We start from the raw sequence: 17582 nt of genomic DNA, 5'->3' as shown, positions 1-17582 counted from the left end.
TGCCGGTGCAGGCTGACAAAATATGTCAGTGCGGGGTTCAGCATATAAATTTGTCTTAGGTTATAACGGCCAGGTTTGGGATAAACATTAGGGATTTTTGCAACGAGGGGATAAAAGCGAGGGGCAGATCGGATCCGCCGGGGCAATTTCCCCGGCGCGCAGCGAATTAGTGTTCGGGTTCGGAATCGGTAAGGGCTTCCGGCAGGGGGAGGGCTGTCGGGACGTTGAGCCAGTCGGACTTGCCGTAAAACACGGCGTTGATCTGCGTGTGATAGAGCAGATGGGTACGAAAACGCTGGAACAGCTGTTTGTCCGGGGCGAAGTTCGCCTGCCAGAACTGGTTCAGCGGCCCCTGCCAGGTTAAGCCGTCGATGTCGTAGAGCGCTTTGCCCATTACCTTCAGCGGTTTGTTGTGGATCAGCGCCGACAGCCCGGCGGTGCTGTTAACGGTGATCACCCCCCGGGTGTGGGTCAACAGGGCGGGCAGGGAGAGGTCGTGGATATAGATCACCCGGCCGGCGATGCCGTACTTTTCGCACAGGGTGTTAATCAGCACGCCATAAAAACGGTGACCACGATCCATCGGGTGATGCTTGAACACCAGATGGCGCTCCTTCGGCGCGTGGCGGGCAAAGGAGCGGATCACGGTTTCGATATAGTCACGCACGTCTTTATACGGGCTGTGGTGAATAATCTGGCTGTCGTTATAGACCTGCAAAATCGCCAGGTAGTACTCGTTATCCAGCGTCTGGGTGATATGGCTCAGCATGTGGCGCTGCTTCCAGCGGTACCACAGCTTGCGGCGACCGGCACGGAACCAGCAGCGCATCTCATACCACGGGGAGAACGACTTGTGGTGGCGGTAGCCGCGATAGCGGTGGCGGCCAAACCAGCCCGCCGCGTAGTAGAGCATGGCGTGGGCGGCGCGGTTAAAGGCGCTCGGCTTCCACGGCGTCGGGGCGGGCAGCTCCGGCAGGGGCTGTTCGCGGTAGTATTTCGCGTCGATGGGCATCGAAGAGAAGGCGTTCACGCCGCCTTTTTCGAGGGTGATATAGAACGGACGGAAATAGCCCTCCTCAAACGCGAGGAAGTCGATGGATTTACTCCGCGCCCACTTCTTCGCTTCGATATGCATCGGACGGCAATCGCCGAAGCAGACGATGGTATCGAAGGCGTAGTCTTTGTGCAGATCGCGCAGCCAGAAGGCAAAGTTTTTCACCGGGCCGGTGTAGTGCAGCGACGTCTCTTTCGCGGCATACCAGGCGTCTCCGGCATTAAAGCAGACCTGCTTCACTTCGCGGTGGCTGTGCTGCAGCCAGGTCGCCAGACGCGCAAAGCAGGGGCCCATCGGTCCTTGTAACAAAAGATATCGGCGGCCACTTAATAAATGGCGGATAGCTTGCTCTTCCATTTCGTTTCCCAGATCCGTTTGATGAGACAGGTGAGTTAACGGCTTGATGACCGCTTTTCTTTAATTTTCAGGGATAAATAGTTTTCTAACGAAGCGTCTGCGCCAGATAGCTCAGTTTGAGCTGCCAGCGCTGCCAGCGGCTGGCTTTTTGCGATGAGGAGTTACCCTGCACGGCCAGCTGGCGTATTAACTGTTCCGGGCTCATCCACAGCCCGCTCTGCCAGTCGATGTAGCGCGGATAGGCCACCAGCGTCAGATAGACCAGCGCTGCCAGGGGCAAGGTGCGCTGGCGACGCGGGGCAGGGTGCATATCTTCGGTCAGCCCCCAGCCGCTGTAGAACGGCTGGCCCCAGGTGGTGACCTTCACCCCCTGCACCAGCGCTTCGAAGCCGCTCAGCGAGGTCATGGTGTGCAGCTCGTCCACGTGGGGATAGAGGCTGGTGAGGCCCAGATCCAGCACCTGGCTGTCGACGCAGCTGGCCAGACAGGCGTCCGAGATGGCGCCTGCCCGGTTGCCCGCCACCACGTCCGGATGCGGTTTAAACAGGATATGCGCCTCTGGTCTTGCGGCGCGTACCGCCCACAGCAGCGCTTCGTTGCTGCGCACGACCGGGCTGCCGGTGAGGATCGAGGCATCGCCATCCACCTGGCCCACCACCAGCACCAGCGAACGTCCGTCACCGGGCGGGGTAAACGGCTGGACGGTGCCGACGTTGTATTTGCTTACCCCGTGCTGGCGAAGCAGATCCACCAGCGCGGCACCGCGGGTTAACTCCTGGTCGGTGAGCTGATGCTGATTAAGCAGCTGCTCCAGGCCGCTCGGACGGCGGCTGTCGAAGTAGATCCCCACCGGGTCGATGGAGAGCGACGACGGACGGCACAGGTTCGAGCCCAGCCCCCGGGAGCGGATAAAGCCATCTTCCACCCGGATGGCGCTCTGGAGTTCAGGGTGGCGGCTGCCCCACACCAGCACCTGCTCGTCGGCGGCCAGCTGTTGCGGTAACGCGCGCACAAAGCGCAGCTCCTCGGCCAGCGGCTGGCAGAAGGCGCGCATAAAGGCACGCTTCCACAGCGAGAAGCCCACCATGTAGAGGCGGCGATACTGTGGCGCAGGACTCTGCTGACCGGCAACGATCTCCAGTACCTGCTCCACTTCGCAGCGCTGGCCCAGGACTGGATCCAGATAGCGTGGATAGAGGATCAGCGCCGCCGCTACCAGCTGGGGCAGGCTGACCTGCGTCTGGCGACGCGGGCAGGATTTGCTGTCGTGGGTTAATCCCCACCCGGCGTAAAACGGCATGCCAAAGCAGTACACCGCTTTGCCGAGCAGCAGCGCTTCAAAGCCCATCTGGGAGGAGACGGTATAGACCGCCTCTACCTCGTTCAGCAGGGCGTGGGGATGGCAGTGATCGGCCACCACGTCCACGTCATCCAGTTCCAGACGCGCCAGCACGCCGCTCTTTTTGCCGAGCCGGGTATCCGGATGGGTACGCAGCAGCAGGCGGGCACCCGGGTGGTTACGTCGCGCCGCCGCCACCATCTCAACAAAATCGTCTTCGCTCGCCAGCGCGCCGGGGATAGAGAGATCCCCCGCCACCTGGTCGATCAGCAAGACTTTCGGGCGCGCATCGCCGCGCAGACGTGCCGCCAGCGCGTCGGGTAAACCGCTGCCCGCGGCATAGCAGTTGTACTTGGTGATGCCGTGTCGCAGCAGCGCAGAGACCAGTGCCTCAGCGCGGGCCAGCATCTTGTCATCGCATGGTGTGGCGATCAGCTGCTCAAGGCGGCTCGGCTGGCGGGCGTCGTAGTAAATCCCTACAGGGTCGGCGATCAGGGAGACGGCTTTGCCCCCTCTGGCGGGATGGCCAATATACCCGATAAAGCCATCTTCCAGCTGCCAGTACGGCAACCCGAGTTCATGGGCTTTTTGTTTGATCTGGCGGGTATTGGCTTTCTGGCCCCAGCCAGCAAACAGATCTCCTGTTACTACTTGCGATCGCAACGTATAGCGCTCAACATCCTGCCCAAGAAGAGGGGCAATCTGATGGCGGCGGATATACACACCTTTGCTGCTGACCCAAACCGTCATTATGCTGTTGCAACCTCAGACTCGAAATGACGCTGGATACGTACCAGATCTTCCGGGGTATCAACACCGTGCGGAGGAGCCTGTTCGACACGGGCAACGGCAATCTTGATGCCATGCCAGAGTGCTCTTAGCTGTTCAAGTGACTCCAGTTGCTCGATCGGAGAGACAGGAAGATTGCTCAGAGACATCAGGGTACTGACTTTATAAGCGTATAAACCGATATGACGTAACCAGCTCGACGTTGCGCCAGTGAGCGCAACATCTGCATCAGTAGCTTTCAACTGGGCAAACGTGTCCCGATCCCATGGAATAGGCGCACGAGAAAAATAGAGTGCCTGACCTGCTGCATTTGTTACTACCTTGACGCACTGTGGAGCCATAACTTGCTCGAAATCCATGATAGGGCATGCCAGTGTAGCAATACCACTCTCACGATCGGCTGCTAAGGTATCAGCTGCTAGCTTGATCAGATGTGCGGGAAGCAGAGGTTCGTCGCCCTGTACATTGACCACGATCTCATTGTCAGCCCAGCCTTGCAGCTTAGCGACTTCGGCAAGTCTGTCAGTACCGCAGCTGTGGTTAACATCGGTCATCACCACATTGGCACCGAAATCCATGGCTGTGTCATAGATGCGTTGATCATCGGTTGCAATCCAGATATCCGCAGATGTGATCCCGGTTTCCAGTGCACGTTGCCATACATGCCAAACCATAGGGCGACCATCAATCAACGCCAGGGGCTTACCCGGTAAACGACTGGAACCATAACGGGCTGGAATTACAATTTTGTAAGGCATAAAAAAGTCCATTAATTTAGCGGCAGGGCGGATAAAGCAAAGGCGTATTATTGAATACGCCTTTTCGTCGATAGTGAGGGGAAAATACTTAAATCAAAGTATCTTCGAGGAAGCGGTGAGAGCGAGTAACTTGATCGATTTCAGCTAATACGGTCAACATCTCTTCCATGACAGAAAGAGGCAACATATTCGGCCCATCACTTAATGCCTTAGCTGGCTCTGGGTGCGTTTCCATAAACAGGCCATCTACACCGACAGCTATGGCAGCACGCGCTAGTACAGGAACAAATTCACGTTGACCACCACTGGTAGCACCCTGTCCGCCCGGTTGCTGCACAGAGTGAGTGGCATCAAAGACAACTTTACAGCCGGTGCGACGCATTACCGGCAGGCCACGCATATCAGAGATCAAGGTGTTGTAGCCAAATGAGGTGCCACGGTCGCACAGCCAGATATCCTGGTTGCCAACTTCATGGCATTTCTTAACTACCTGCTCCATATCCCACGGTGCCTGGAACTGACCTTTTTTGATGTTCACAGGCTTGCCACAACGAGCGACACGCTGGATAAAGTTAGTCTGACGCACCAGGAAAGCGGGAGTTTGCAGAACATCAACAACAGAGGCAACTTCTTCTACTGGAGTGTCTTCGTGCACATCGGTTAATACACGTAAGCCATAGGTCTCTTTAACCTTTTGCAGGATCTGCAGGCCACGTTCCATGCCCGGGCCACGGAAGCTATCGGTAGAGCTACGGTTAGCTTTGTCGAAACTGGATTTGAAAATGTATTCCATACCCAGTTTGTCGGTGATTTCTTTGATACGTCCGGCAACGTCCATGACGAGTTGCTCTGATTCAATTACGCAAGGGCCTGCAATTAAAAACACGGTATATTCCTTTAGTGATTAAAAATGTAACTAATTAATTTTCAGATGTATTGTCGATAACTATTCAATAGATATCAGAAAGATACTCATGGGTTCATTATGTTCAGGTTAGTAGAAGATATAAGAAATATTACATTATTTGATAGTTATCTTCAAAAATAAATGGGGGCGCTCATACTGATGAAATTACTAATAAATAGTACGCGTTATGAAATTACCTTTCCCATCTTATATTTTCTTTAATAACTTTTGCTGGTGTACCTGCAATTATACAGTTCTGAATATCAAAAGCCTTGTTTACAAAAGATGAAGCACCAATTACACATCCATCTGGGATTATGGCACCTTTAGATACAATAGCCCTTGCCGCAATCCAAACATGATTACCAATGATAATGTCTTTAGCCAAGTTAAGTCGATCACCGGTTGCTAAATCATAAATCTTATGAACGTCAGTGGAACGGATTTCTATCTCCCTTGAAAACATGCAGTTATTACCTATTGTAACATCTGCATCTCTGCTTAAAATATAAACTCCTTGCGCAGTAGTGCCATTACCAATTTGAACTGTTCGGTTGGAACCAACAATAAGAATGTGACCAGTAAATTTGACATCATCACCAATAATTAATTTATTATTATTACCTTTAAATACAATGTTGAGGTTATTACAATAAAAAGAGTTGCCGAATTTTATTATATTGCCAGACGATTTATTCCAAAACTTTATCTGATTGTCACCTAAAGCTTCAATCCCAGATGAAATTATTTTATTTTCAGAAAAATTGCCGTTAACTTTTATGTTTTTCATTGAAATCTCATTACTTACCATTCTTGAAGTGAATAATCATATATATGGATTATAATTCTTAAAATGAACCAGATCCAATACTATTTACCCCAAGCCATCAGCATTGAAAGGTGATATACGTTTACGCTGGCCATGCCTACAATAGCAACCTAATGCAGATAATATTATTCGTATGCGTAGTAAGCGTAGGTTGTAGCGTAAGCAAATTTAATAATTAAATACTAAATACACTAAAGTTTAATCGAATTTAAAAAGAAACACTTGAATCATTAGCAAAATATTTTGTGGTGATAGGTAAAATAAATTTGTTTATTATAAAGAATTTGACGTTGCACACTGAGTTATTGGCTTTAGTTTAATAATCAATAAAAGAGAGTAGGATTATAAACTATTTTCCTTGGTTGTTATTAACTACCTTGGTAATTTATTAATGATATCAAGATTGCGCTTAAGTTTTTTATTCAAAAAATCAATGTTTTTGATGATCCAGTCCTCCAATATATATGGTGAAGATGCATATTTAATAGCATTGTTAAAATGATTTTCACGATTTTTCAATGCAGATATAAGATGTTTAGTTAATTCTCTATGTGTCTGCCCTGTTTTTACAGAGGGCCAACGCCCCGGAGGAAACCATCGTGGAGTTGTAATTACTATTTTGCCACACGCACAAGCTTCATAAACGCTTAAAGGTACGCCTGGGCTTATAGATGCTGTAAAAAGTAAATCTATTCTTGAATAATCATCTGGATTTGCTGCTCTCTTCTCATAAAGTCCTAAATCAGAAATATGATCTAAGCCACGTCCTATCATTAAAACATCAAAATCGACTATTTTTTTGCAGCAATAACGACTTTTTTGAAGACATCAGATCCTTTCCATTTAAATCTATTTTCTCCGCAAAAAAAACCAACCGTAGGTCGCTGAGGCATAATGGCATGAGGCTGAATAATTTTCCGGGTTCCGATTGGTATCGTAATAGATGTTCCATTATACCCGCTTCGCCGCCACAACCATTCTTGCATAGGATGAGTAAAAACAACTCCCAATGCTGCATTAAATAAATGAATATCGTGAGGTTCCATATTATGAACCTGGACAATTGTTCGCGTAATATCTGGTGAAAACTTTAATTCTGATGAGCGAATGCATATCCAGGCGTCACAATTATTTTGAGGATTAGTACTAGCTTTACAACCAGCAATATTAAATAGCTCTTTTAAATCATTAAAGAGCCAGCCTTTGTCTAAGCAATAAACATTAATTTGTAACATGGCTTTTTTTCACATGCTCGATGAGATGGGAATCAATGCGCTTAGATAATAAACTAATCGTCTCTTGTAGGTTTTGGATATCATCTCGTATTAGCAGAAGCTCATCTAATTTTACATTATTTTCCAATTGAACATTATTAGCAATCGTAGTTTGGCATGTGCTAAATTCTTTCATTTTTATTAAGAAATCAAGAGCTTCTTCAGGGGAGATATGTTTTCGAGTGAGTGGATTCATATATTTTGGGTATATGATATATGATGCGGCAAAGATCTCATCAATATTTAAAACACGTGTACGCCGAGAATTTGGCTGTCTATCATCTGTCAAGCCCCAACCAGAGTAGAAAGGGCAACCCATCGTAGTTACTTTTATTTCGCGTATTAGAGCTTCAAAACCAGCAAGAGAGGATATAGTGTAAACATGATCTATGGTTTCGAGTGCTTGGGCTAAAGGAACATCCTGAGTGATAACTTGACATATATTTTTTACATCCTGAGGATTAGACTGGTGTTTTCTGAATCCGTTAATTACATCAGGATGAGGTTTATAAATAATTTGTGCTTCAGGGTTTTCAAGTCTTGCAATTGTCACAATATCATTATTTGTATATTTTATTGCGGAACCATATGCAATAGAGGCATCATCTTCAACCTGACCAATAACTAAAATTCTTTTTGATTTTTTCTGGCCATAAACAGAGTTAATATCAACTTGTGATGAGTTATTATACTTACTTATACCAGAATGTATTAACTTTTTTCTAAATTCACGAGATCTATTTAGCATGTTTTCATCAAAATCAAAGTAATTAAGTAGAACCTCTAAATCGGATTCTTCTCTAGCATTGAAATACAGAGTTTTTGAATCAAAATTAAGTGAAAGCGGTGGTGTGTGTGCTGCGCCAAGGCCGACAGAACGCAAAAAACCATCCTCTACATAGGTTTTCTTAATTTCAAGCTTACTGAATGCTACGGGTAGTTTCATTCCCCAAATCAGCATTTCTGCATTTCTTGTGTCTTTTATCTTTTTAACCCAAATTTTTAATGTTTCTTTATCTTTAAAATTGAAAGGTACATATAAGAATTTTTTGTCAGGAAACCAGCTTTCAATAATCGGCCGTTTCCAATCGTTGATATGAAAACCGAAAACGGTTGTCATTGGTTTTTCGCTATATTTAGTAGATTCAACTTGTGATTGATGGATTATATCTCTCTGCCGAATAAGGGCCTCTAATGCATCTTCCGGTGAAATATATTTCTTGTAAATAGGATCGAAATATTTTGGATACAGAATATAGGCGGCAGCGAAAAGTTCATCAATTGAAAGTTTACGTTGACGACGTGAATTTGCTTGCCTGTCATCAGTTAACCCCCATCCTGAATAAAAAGGGCATCCTAATGTAGTCACACGGATATCTCTTATAAGAGCTTCAAAGCCAGCCAAAGAAGATATAGTATAAACATGATCTATCGTTTCAAATGCTTGCGACAAAGGAAGATCTTGGGTGATTATTTGACATATATTTTTCACATCCTGGGGGTTGGACTGGTATTTTCGGAAACCATTAAGTACATCTGGATGAGGTTTATAGATAATTTGAGCATTGGGGTTTTCTAATCTAGCAATGGTCACTAGTTCATTATTTGTATATTTTATTGTTGAGCCGTATTCAATAGATGCATCATCTTCGACTTGGCCAATTACTAAAACTCTTTTTGATTTTTTTCTCCATATATAGATGAGATATCTACTGGAGAGGAATTATTATATTTGCTAATCCCCGATGAAATTAATTTTTCTCTGAATTCTTGAGATCTTTTTAACAAGTCTGCATCAAATTTAAAAGTGTTAAGGATTACCTCTAAATCTGACTCTTCACGAGCATTGAAATAAAGGGTTTTTGAATCAAAATTAAGTGAAATCGGAGGTGTATGTGCAGCCCCAAGCCCAATTGAACGCAAAAACCCATCTTCTACATAAATTTTCTTAATTTCAATATTCCTAAATGCTTCTGGCAGTTTCATTCCCCAAATTAGCATTTCGGATTTTTTCGTATTCTTTATCTTCTGAACCCATTTTTTTGTCATTTCCCTATCTTTAAAATTAAAAGGCACATAAACGAATTTTTTATCAGGAAACCAACTTTCAATAATAGGCCGTTTCCAATCATTAATACGGAAACAGAATGTAGTTGTAACTATATTTTCAAGCTCTTTTAATTCTTCAGCCTGCGAATGGTGCACCAATTCCCTTTGGCGAACAAGCACTTCTAATGCTTCTTCTGGCGTAATATATTTCCTATAAATAGGATCGAAATATTTTGGATATTGTATGTACGCTCCAGCAAAAAGCTCATCTACCGTAAGAGTGCGTTGTCGGCGAGGATTCTCTTGCCTGTCATCAGTTAATCCCCATCCTGAATAGAAAGGGCACCCTAAAGTAGTTACGTGAATGCCTCTAATCAGGGCTTCAAATCCAGCCAAAGAAGAAATGGTATAAACATGGTCTATTGTTTTAAATGCTTGGGACAGAGGGAGATCTTGTGTAATGACTTGGCATATATTTTTTACATCCTGAGGATTGGACTGGTATTTCCGAAAACCATTAAGTACATCCGGATGAGGTTTATAGAAAATTTGTGCATCTGGATTCTCTAATCTGGCAAGTGTAACAAGATCATTATTAGTATATTTTATTTTTGAGCCGTATTCAATTGATGCATCATCTTCAACTTGCCCAATAACCAAGATTCTTTTAGCATTTTTTTCTCCATAGATCTTAAACAAATCTACTGGAGAGGAGTTGTTATACTTGCTAATGCCAGTAGAAATTAATTTTTCTTTAAGTTTTTTAGCTCTAGTGAGAATATGCTCATCAAATTTGGCTGTATTAAGTAGGAGCTCAAGATCAGACTCTTCGCGAGCATTGAAGTAAAGAGTTTTGGAGTCAAAATTAAGTGATAGAGGTGGTGTATGGGACGCGCCTAAACCTATCGAACGGATAAATCCATCTTCTATAAAAGTTTTTTTTATGTTGAGAGAAGAAAATGGTTCAGGCAAATTCATTCCCCATACAAAAATCTCGGCATTTTTTGTGTTTTTAATTTTATTTAGCCAATTATTTTTGATGGTGTTATTTTTGAAATTAAAAGGAACAAATGTAAAGTTTCGATCGCTAAACCATGATTTAATAATAGGTCGTTTCCATTCATTTATATGAAATGCAAAAATCATCCCTTCAGTTTCAGCATCATTTCTTTTTTTATAATTGCCAATTGCATCTTTGAAATATAAACTGGGATTTTTTAAAAGTTTTTTAAATTTTCTATTCACTTACTCAATACCTCTATATAATTAATTTCGAATAGGAATGTCATATGATAGCTATAAAATTAATTAATGACGTTTCCAGATATATTGTTTTCTTTACCAAAATCGATAATAGGAACTTTGACATAATTAAAAAAATTGTTGATTACCTTATTATGATCAGCATAATCTCGAAAATAAAATCTTTCAATATCAATAGGTTCATCGCCACAATCCATTTTTTTAAATTTTTATTCTGTCTTGAAGCCAGCCAAACACCTATTTTTTCATTTTCAAAGTGATTTCCTTCAATTACATTATAGTTAGAATGCATTTTTCTTATTTCTTGTTTGCCACTATGAATTTGTTCGCTACAATTCTTGTAGATAAAAATCCCTCCCAAGCCATTATTAATAAAATTATTATTAATGATAATATTATGTTGAGAGGAATCAATTGCTATAGCTTCTCGCCTAGGGAAATCATTTTTATAACCATTAAATTGTATTAAGTTACTATCAATAATGTTATTTTTCGAGTCATGCTCTATATATATAGCGGTTGAGCCAGAGTATTTGATAGTAGATTTCTTGATAGTAACGAATGAAGAATAATCATCTATGAAAATACCATTTTTTCCAGATTTAATTATTTCAACATTGTCAATAATGATTTTGTGCGGGGTTTTTAGATATCTATTCAATTCCTTTGATTTGTTAGTGTCGCGTCCTAACCATGAGGAACGTATTCCAGATTCAATAGCATTTTTTATTTTACAGTTTTTTATAGTTATATTTTTAATTTCTTTCCCTTTTGAACTAATCAAAATACCATCTTTGAATTTACTTGCATCAATCTCTGCACCGTTACAATCCAATGATGTGTAACTATCCGCAATAGTTAAGCCGCCACTATATATACAACTTTTATTTAATGTAATATTACCTTTTAGAGATGTTGGTAGTTCACAAAGCATTTCCGATAATGAAAATCTACTGAAAAGCATTAGGGAAATAAAAGGAAGCTTTGTAAAAATAGCGAATTTATTATAAATCATGAACTTATGACTCATCTCTAATAATTTATTTGTGCTTGATGTATTAATGTCTTTTAATAAATCCTTGCGTAATTTTAAGTTTTTTATTGAAGTAAGTAATGAAGTTATAACCTAATATATTTTACTATGATTAAAAACATAGCAGTAAAATTCGCTTATTAATTTTATAATTTAATTATTATTTGCTTTTAACAGTAAATTAAAATAGTGAAAATGAGTTGGGTTTTTTGTACTTTATAATTTTTAAAAAATGAGAATTTTAAATTAATACTATAATGAAGTTAATATTATTTTTAAGTAAGGAGTTGCTACTTTTTGAAAATAATTTTTCGAAAGTAAAAAGAAATATTTTATTACTTGCAACTCCTAACATAGTGCGAAGTACTACTAATTATAAAAATCTAAAATGCCCACAGGTGTATTTGTATCATCTACTACTAGAAGTTGCTTTATTTGACACTCTCTCATTAAATCTTCCGCATCACTTAACATTGAATACTGAGACGCGGTAATGGGGTTCAGCGTCATAATATCCTCTGCTTTGAAGGTGTTTAAATCAAAATCATTTCTTGTCATCGCTCTTCGCAAATCTCCATCGGTAATGACTCCGATAAGTATATGTGCTTTTATTACTAGCGCTATACCATGATGACCCTGAGTCATATCTACAATAACTTCCTTTAAAGGCGAATCGGGGGATACCTTTGTAAGTCGTTGACTCATTACATCTTTTAAACGAGTTAATAAACGGCGGCCCAGGCTACCACCGGGGTGGAATCTGGCAAAATCATTTGGCATAAAGTGGCGTTTATTCATCAACGCGGATGCCAATGCATCACCGATTGCCATAGTTAGCGTAGTAGATGTCGTCGGTGCAAGGTTGTTAGGACAAGATTCACTTTGCATTTTTATTTCTAATACTGCATCAGCGTTTTTGGCCAAGGTAGATTGTAACCCGCCAGTGATTGCGATAGTACGGTTGCCAAAATTTTTTAGCGAAGGGATGAGCTTTAATATCTCATCAGTTTCTCCGCTATTTGAAATTAAAATAACCACGTCATCACAAGTGATCATTCCTAGATCACCATGAAAAGCTTCTGCAGGGTGTACAAAAAAACTAGGGGTACCGGTGGAAGCAAATGTCGCAGACATTTTACGCCCTACGTGACCCGATTTGCCCATACCACAAATAATAACGTGGCCCTTGCACTGTAGCATCAACGACAGGGCTAACTTGTATTGCGCTTTGTTAAATTGCTCTGACAAATTAAGCAACGTCTCGCCTTGCTGTTTAAATGTCTGTTCAATACTTTCGGTAATGTCCCCATCAAATGGAACTTCATCATAAAAACTGCGAACATCCACTGTCTGTTGGTTTTTCATAATGTAAATTTCTCGAATTGACTACATTAAAATAACGATATTAATTTTGTTCTTAAGAGGGGTTAGTCCTGATGCTCACGCAACGTAGCAAGACCCATAACAATTAGCCCATACATCAGACAAAGCAGTACCCCGATAGTCGCCAGATTATAGAGACGTCGCGGATATTCTGCATCTTGAGCAAGTGACGGTTGGCTCACTACAAGCAAGTACTTAAGTTTACGATACGCCTCAACCCGAGCTTGCTCCAGGCTGATAAGCCCGCTTTTATAAAGGTCGGCGGCCAGAGTAGCCTGCGTTTGGACATCCATATAGCGAGCGGTAACTTCATTCATCGCATCCTGATCGGTGCCAGTGAGTCTGGCCTTTTCCTGCGCCAGTTGCTCAGTTAAGGCTTCCGTTCTGGCTTTGACTGAAATTACTGCAGGGGCTGTGTCTCGCATATAGCTCTGCAATTGTTTCAGTTGCGCTTGCTGACTTGCCAGTTCGCTTTCGATCTGGCTGACAACACCCAAGCGGGCAGTACTGGTTGATTCAGGACTAATCAGATTATGTTTGTTCTGAAAATCAAGAACCTTTGCTTTTTCATCCTGAACACGTTGGTAAGCGCGATCGACCTCTTTTTCGACAAAAGCCAGTTGTTCCAGTGCTACCTGATGACCGAGTTTATTGATAAAGCCCTCTGATTCTTTAAGCATCAGGCTAACCACGCGTTGACCATAAGCAGGGTCAAAGGCTTGCAGTTCTATGGTTAGTACTCCCGAGATATCGTCCAGACGTAATGACAGATGCTCCCGATAATATTTAAGAAAGTCTTCCTGGCTTACATCACCAGATAAGCGCGAAAAATAATCGACATCGTGGCTCTGATAATGCGCTTTCAGACCCAACTCTTTATCCAGTTTTGCGAGCAGATCTGGAGAGTTCATGTAATCTTGTACAAGCAACACATCTTCATGGTTGCTTCCACCCAGGCCCAGCATTGACAGCGCATCAGGCAACATCTTTATTTGGTCGGCCTGTTTAATGACTAATTGCGCGCGACTCACATAGCGGTCTGAAGCGATTAAACCAAAGTAGAGAACAGCGATAGCAAAACAGGCGACTACCCACATAAAGCTGCCGAGCTTAAGGCTATGCTTCCATGAGCGTTGAGCAAGACGGAATCCGCTGGAGTCTACAATAAAATGTTTCGGTTTATTTTTTAACTTGCGCAGCTTACGCATCATTCCTGATGCTTTATTGGAACGAATAGGTTGGGTCATGATTTTTCGGCTAATTACAAACTCTGATAAATGCGGATGGCATCGTCAATATTGTCGAACACCTCGAGGGTACCGTTGCGCAGCAAAATACCCATATCACACTGTTGGCGTAAGTTTTTCATATCGTGCGATACCATGATTAAGCTGGCGGTCTCACGTTTCTGATTAAAAGTATCAATACATTTCTGCTTAAAGCGGGCGTCCCCAACGGACATAATTTCATCGGTCAGGTAGATTTCGAAATCAAAGGCCATACTGACGGCAAAAGAGAATTTCGATTTCATACCGCTGGAGTAGCCTTTAATCGGTAACTCATAATGTTGGCCTATTTCCGAAAACTCTTTTACCCACTCTTCAATAGCCCCGGTGTCACGCACGCCATGGATGCGGCAAACAAAGCGGGTATTTTCCCGTCCAGTCATACTTCCCTGAAAACCGCCATTTAAAGCCAACGGCCAGGAGACACGACTGTGGCGGGTGACTTTGCCCTTATTGGGCATATCCATGCCGCCCAGAAGGCGAAGCAAGGTAGATTTACCTGCCCCATTGACACCCAAAATACCGATATTACGATTGTGCGGCAGCGTGATGCTTACATCCCGCAAAACATAATTGCGGCCAAATTTGGTGGGGTAATACTTGGAGACATTTTCCAGAACAATCATGCTATATCTCTTAGCTTGCTATCAGGCGGCGATGGTTCAGACGATAACAGCACATGGCAAACGTCAGCAGCATTAAGGTTACTCCGAATAAATAACCCCAACTAGCATTCGGACTGATATAGCCGCTTATCCAACCTGAACGAATCAACTCAAGGGCATGGACCAACGGATTCCATAAAAACCAGTGTTGATATTGCGCTGGAATGCTCGCTAGAGGATACATAACGCAAGAAATAAACAAGAGCGGCATCATTAATAGACGTAGGAATTTATCGGCTTCTTTAACTAAATTGCTCGTCACACAGAAAATGATGCCGAGCGAGAATGAAAAGATCATTAACATGAGATAAACGAGGATCACCTGTAAGGGATCGCTTGGCACGGCATCAAACCCAAACCACAATAATCCCAGGATCAGTATGCCGCCGACCATCATGCCAACGATGGTCTCAAGGATAAATCGGGCGATAAAAGTGGAGAACGGCGTCACCTGGCGGTAGCAGAACAGCCCCTTGTTAGCATTGACCGCTGACTGCAGTTTGCTCACCACATTTTTAAAGAAGATAAACGGCAGATAGCCTGCGGTGATAAAGAGCGGTGCAGGCGCGCCACCAAACCCACTGTGCCCGCGCATCCCAAAAATCGCGCTAAACAAACCAATCATCAACAACGGATCCAACAGCGCCCAGGCATACCCCAGCCGGTAACTCCCAAATCTCGTTTTCAGTTCACGAATAAGCAGGCCAAACGTCACATCGCGCAGCACCTGGAACGAGCTGCGGGGCGTTTGATTGAGAACAGGTTTAAGCATAAGAAGGCCGATGTAACAGAACGGGCCCGCGATGAAGCGAGCCCGCGTTGAGGGTTAATTCAGGACCACGTTGGCCGCCACGGCAACCTGATAGATGACCTGGGTGATGTCCTTGATGGACTGCATCATTTTGCTGTCCACTTTCGGCATGACCAGAATCTGATCGCCCGGCATCACATCACCGCCGTCTTTAAACTCCATCAGCCCGTTGGCATGTACCACGGCAATACGCTGGTCGTTCGCACGGTCGGTAAAGCCGCCTGCCCAGGCCACGTAGTCTTCCAGGCTGGCGTTTTTGTTGAACACCACCGCCTGCGGCATCATCACTTCGCCACCCACCTGAATCAGGTCGGTTTTGTTCGGGATCACAATCTGGTCGCCCTGTTCCAGCAGGATGTTGGCGATAACGCCCTTATCTGACACCACCACTTTACCCAGCGGCTGGATCTTGCGGGCTTTTTCCACAAAGCGCATCACCAGCTCGGCTTCTTTGGTACGGATGGAGGCTTCACCGTCGGAGCTGGCTGGCGCGGTAAACACGCTGCGCTCCAGGCGGTTGAGGGAGTCTTCCAGCATCTCTTTCTGCCGCGCGGCCACGCTCTTACGCATGATGTAGATCGAGCCGTAATCCGCCATGTTCGGGTCAATCGGGATGTGGTTCAGCAGATCGTGCAAACGGGTCTCTTTACGCACGGTGAAGTAAGACGGCCCACGGTAGCTGCCCATCACCTGCACGTCGTACACCTGCGCATGCATGTCGTCGTTGAACAGCACTTTATCGCCGTCGCTCAGCTGAATGCGGTCGAAATCTTTATACGGCATATAGACCGAGAACGGGCCGTTGGAGCGATCGCCAATCACGCCCACATGGCTCACCTTGGCAAGCGGCAGGGCGTAGTCGATAAGCTCAGAGCCCAGCGCGGTGCTGTTCTTCAGCTCGAAACGGAACGGGTTACGCACTTTCCCCGCCACGTTGATCATCGGCCCCTGCGGTTCAACCAGGATCACGTCCTGATCTTTCAGCGACAGTTTCGGCATTCTGCCCTGCTGCATAAACTCGTACAGGTCGATCTGCTGGATCACGCGGTTCTGGCGCAATACTTTAATATGACGATAGCTTCCGCGGTCGGAATCGATACCCCCCGCGCGTTTCAGAAAATATAAAACGCTGTCGGATGACTGTCCGGCATATTGTCCAGGGCGGATCACCGGTCCGGTGACATATACGCTGACCGGCGTCGCGGTCAATAAATTAACGTAAACATTAACGTTATTGGTGAATACTTCGCTGATGTGGCTGGTGACTAAGTTATTAACCTTGCTCGCCGCCACATTTTTAACGTTAATTGGCCCGACATCAGGAATGAAAATATTACCCTGATTATCCACGGTCACGACGTTGGAGAAATTCACTGCGCCCCAGATCCAGATATTCAGCTTGTCGCCAGGAGCAATCAGGTAATTATCGTTCAGGCCGTCGCTGCGCTCGGTTTCATAGCCACCGGCAAACAGGTTGGCGCCGTAAGGAGGGGGCAGGCCGGACTCGGACTGCGGGAGTAATTTACGCACGTCGGACTCGCCCGGCAGTAACATGCCCTGACGGTTTTGCTGCGCGAAAGTCCCGGTGGTGGAGGAGGTGTTCGCCTGGCCGCTCATCGCCTGCTCGCCGCCAAGTTGCAGTCGGCCATCGCCGTTATCTGCCGGGGTGTTCATCCCAAAAGCCTGGGCTTCTTGCTGGGTGGGGGCGGCTAAAGATGCGCAGGAGACGCAGGCCAGCAACAGAACGGCACTCAATTGCCGTAAATTCGTTATCTTCACAACATT

Annotated in this window: 15 protein-coding genes; all 15 read right to left on the bottom strand. The window is 44.7% G+C overall.

Annotation, left to right across the window (positions count from 1 at the left end; all coding sequences use genetic code 11):
- Nucleotides 1-166 precede the first annotated feature (166 nt).
- Nucleotides 167-1411, bottom strand: coding sequence for a capsule biosynthesis protein (locus K5I40_RS09105; protein WP_223074380.1), 1245 nt, complete (start codon nt 1409-1411; stop codon nt 167-169).
- Nucleotides 1412-1496: 85 nt separating this feature from the next.
- Nucleotides 1497-3500 carry a capsular polysaccharide biosynthesis protein gene (locus tag K5I40_RS09100; RefSeq protein ID WP_223074379.1) on the bottom strand — a complete coding sequence of 668 codons (2004 nt, stop codon included), beginning with the start codon at nt 3498-3500 and terminating at the stop codon, nt 1497-1499.
- Nucleotides 3500-4297 carry a 3-deoxy-manno-octulosonate cytidylyltransferase gene (kdsB, locus tag K5I40_RS09095; protein ID WP_223074378.1) on the bottom strand — a complete coding sequence of 266 codons (798 nt, stop codon included), beginning with the start codon at nt 4295-4297 and terminating at the stop codon, nt 3500-3502. Before kdsB ends, K5I40_RS09100 begins: the two co-directional genes overlap by 1 nt.
- An 88-nt stretch (nt 4298-4385) precedes the next feature.
- Entirely contained in the window at nt 4386-5183 is a 798-nt protein-coding gene (gene kdsA / locus K5I40_RS09090) for a 3-deoxy-8-phosphooctulonate synthase (RefSeq protein ID WP_223074377.1), read from the bottom strand.
- 214 nt (nt 5184-5397) lie between these two features.
- The gene (locus K5I40_RS09085; protein ID WP_223074376.1) at nt 5398-5994 is read right to left on the bottom strand and encodes an acyltransferase; all 597 of its coding nucleotides are present in this window, start codon (nt 5992-5994) and stop codon (nt 5398-5400) included.
- Nucleotides 5995-6405: 411 nt separating this feature from the next.
- Nucleotides 6406-6807, bottom strand: a complete 402-nt coding sequence (locus K5I40_RS09080; protein WP_251929673.1) for a glycosyltransferase — start codon at nt 6805-6807, stop codon at nt 6406-6408.
- A gap of 17 nt (nt 6808-6824) precedes the next feature.
- Nucleotides 6825-7268, bottom strand: a complete 444-nt coding sequence (locus K5I40_RS09075; protein ID WP_251929675.1) for a hypothetical protein — start codon at nt 7266-7268, stop codon at nt 6825-6827.
- On the bottom strand, nt 7255-8943 hold the full coding sequence (locus K5I40_RS24005) for a hypothetical protein (protein ID WP_251929696.1): 1689 nt from the start codon (nt 8941-8943) through the stop codon (nt 7255-7257). Before K5I40_RS24005 ends, K5I40_RS09075 begins: the two co-directional genes overlap by 14 nt.
- Before the next feature lie 29 nt (nt 8944-8972).
- On the bottom strand, nt 8973-10601 hold the full coding sequence (locus K5I40_RS09065) for a hypothetical protein (protein ID WP_251929677.1): 1629 nt from the start codon (nt 10599-10601) through the stop codon (nt 8973-8975).
- Between the two features lie 142 nt (nt 10602-10743).
- Nucleotides 10744-11634 carry a right-handed parallel beta-helix repeat-containing protein gene (locus K5I40_RS09060; protein ID WP_251929679.1) on the bottom strand — a complete coding sequence of 297 codons (891 nt, stop codon included), beginning with the start codon at nt 11632-11634 and terminating at the stop codon, nt 10744-10746.
- Between the two features lie 387 nt (nt 11635-12021).
- Nucleotides 12022-13017, bottom strand: coding sequence for an SIS domain-containing protein (locus K5I40_RS09055; protein ID WP_223074372.1), 996 nt, complete (start codon nt 13015-13017; stop codon nt 12022-12024).
- 62 nt (nt 13018-13079) lie between these two features.
- A complete protein-coding gene (locus tag K5I40_RS09050; protein ID WP_223074371.1) occupies nt 13080-14282 on the bottom strand; it encodes a sugar transporter in 1203 nt (400 codons plus the stop codon).
- A 14-nt stretch (nt 14283-14296) separates the two neighbouring features.
- The gene (locus tag K5I40_RS09045) at nt 14297-14947 is read right to left on the bottom strand and encodes an ABC transporter ATP-binding protein (RefSeq protein ID WP_223074370.1); all 651 of its coding nucleotides are present in this window, start codon (nt 14945-14947) and stop codon (nt 14297-14299) included.
- Between the two features lie 10 nt (nt 14948-14957).
- A complete protein-coding gene (locus K5I40_RS09040; protein ID WP_223074369.1) occupies nt 14958-15758 on the bottom strand; it encodes an ABC transporter permease in 801 nt (266 codons plus the stop codon).
- Nucleotides 15759-15812: 54 nt separating this feature from the next.
- On the bottom strand, nt 15813-17552 hold the full coding sequence (locus K5I40_RS09035; RefSeq protein WP_231568139.1) for a polysaccharide biosynthesis/export family protein: 1740 nt from the start codon (nt 17550-17552) through the stop codon (nt 15813-15815).
- Between the last annotated feature and the right edge of the window lie 30 nt (nt 17553-17582).

It is taken from the genome of Leclercia sp. LTM14 (assembly GCF_023736175.1).
Lineage (GTDB): Bacteria > Pseudomonadota > Gammaproteobacteria > Enterobacterales > Enterobacteriaceae > Enterobacter > Enterobacter barmai.
Note: the sequence above shows the minus strand (reverse complement) of the source record. Positions and strands in the feature narration are given on the sequence as shown.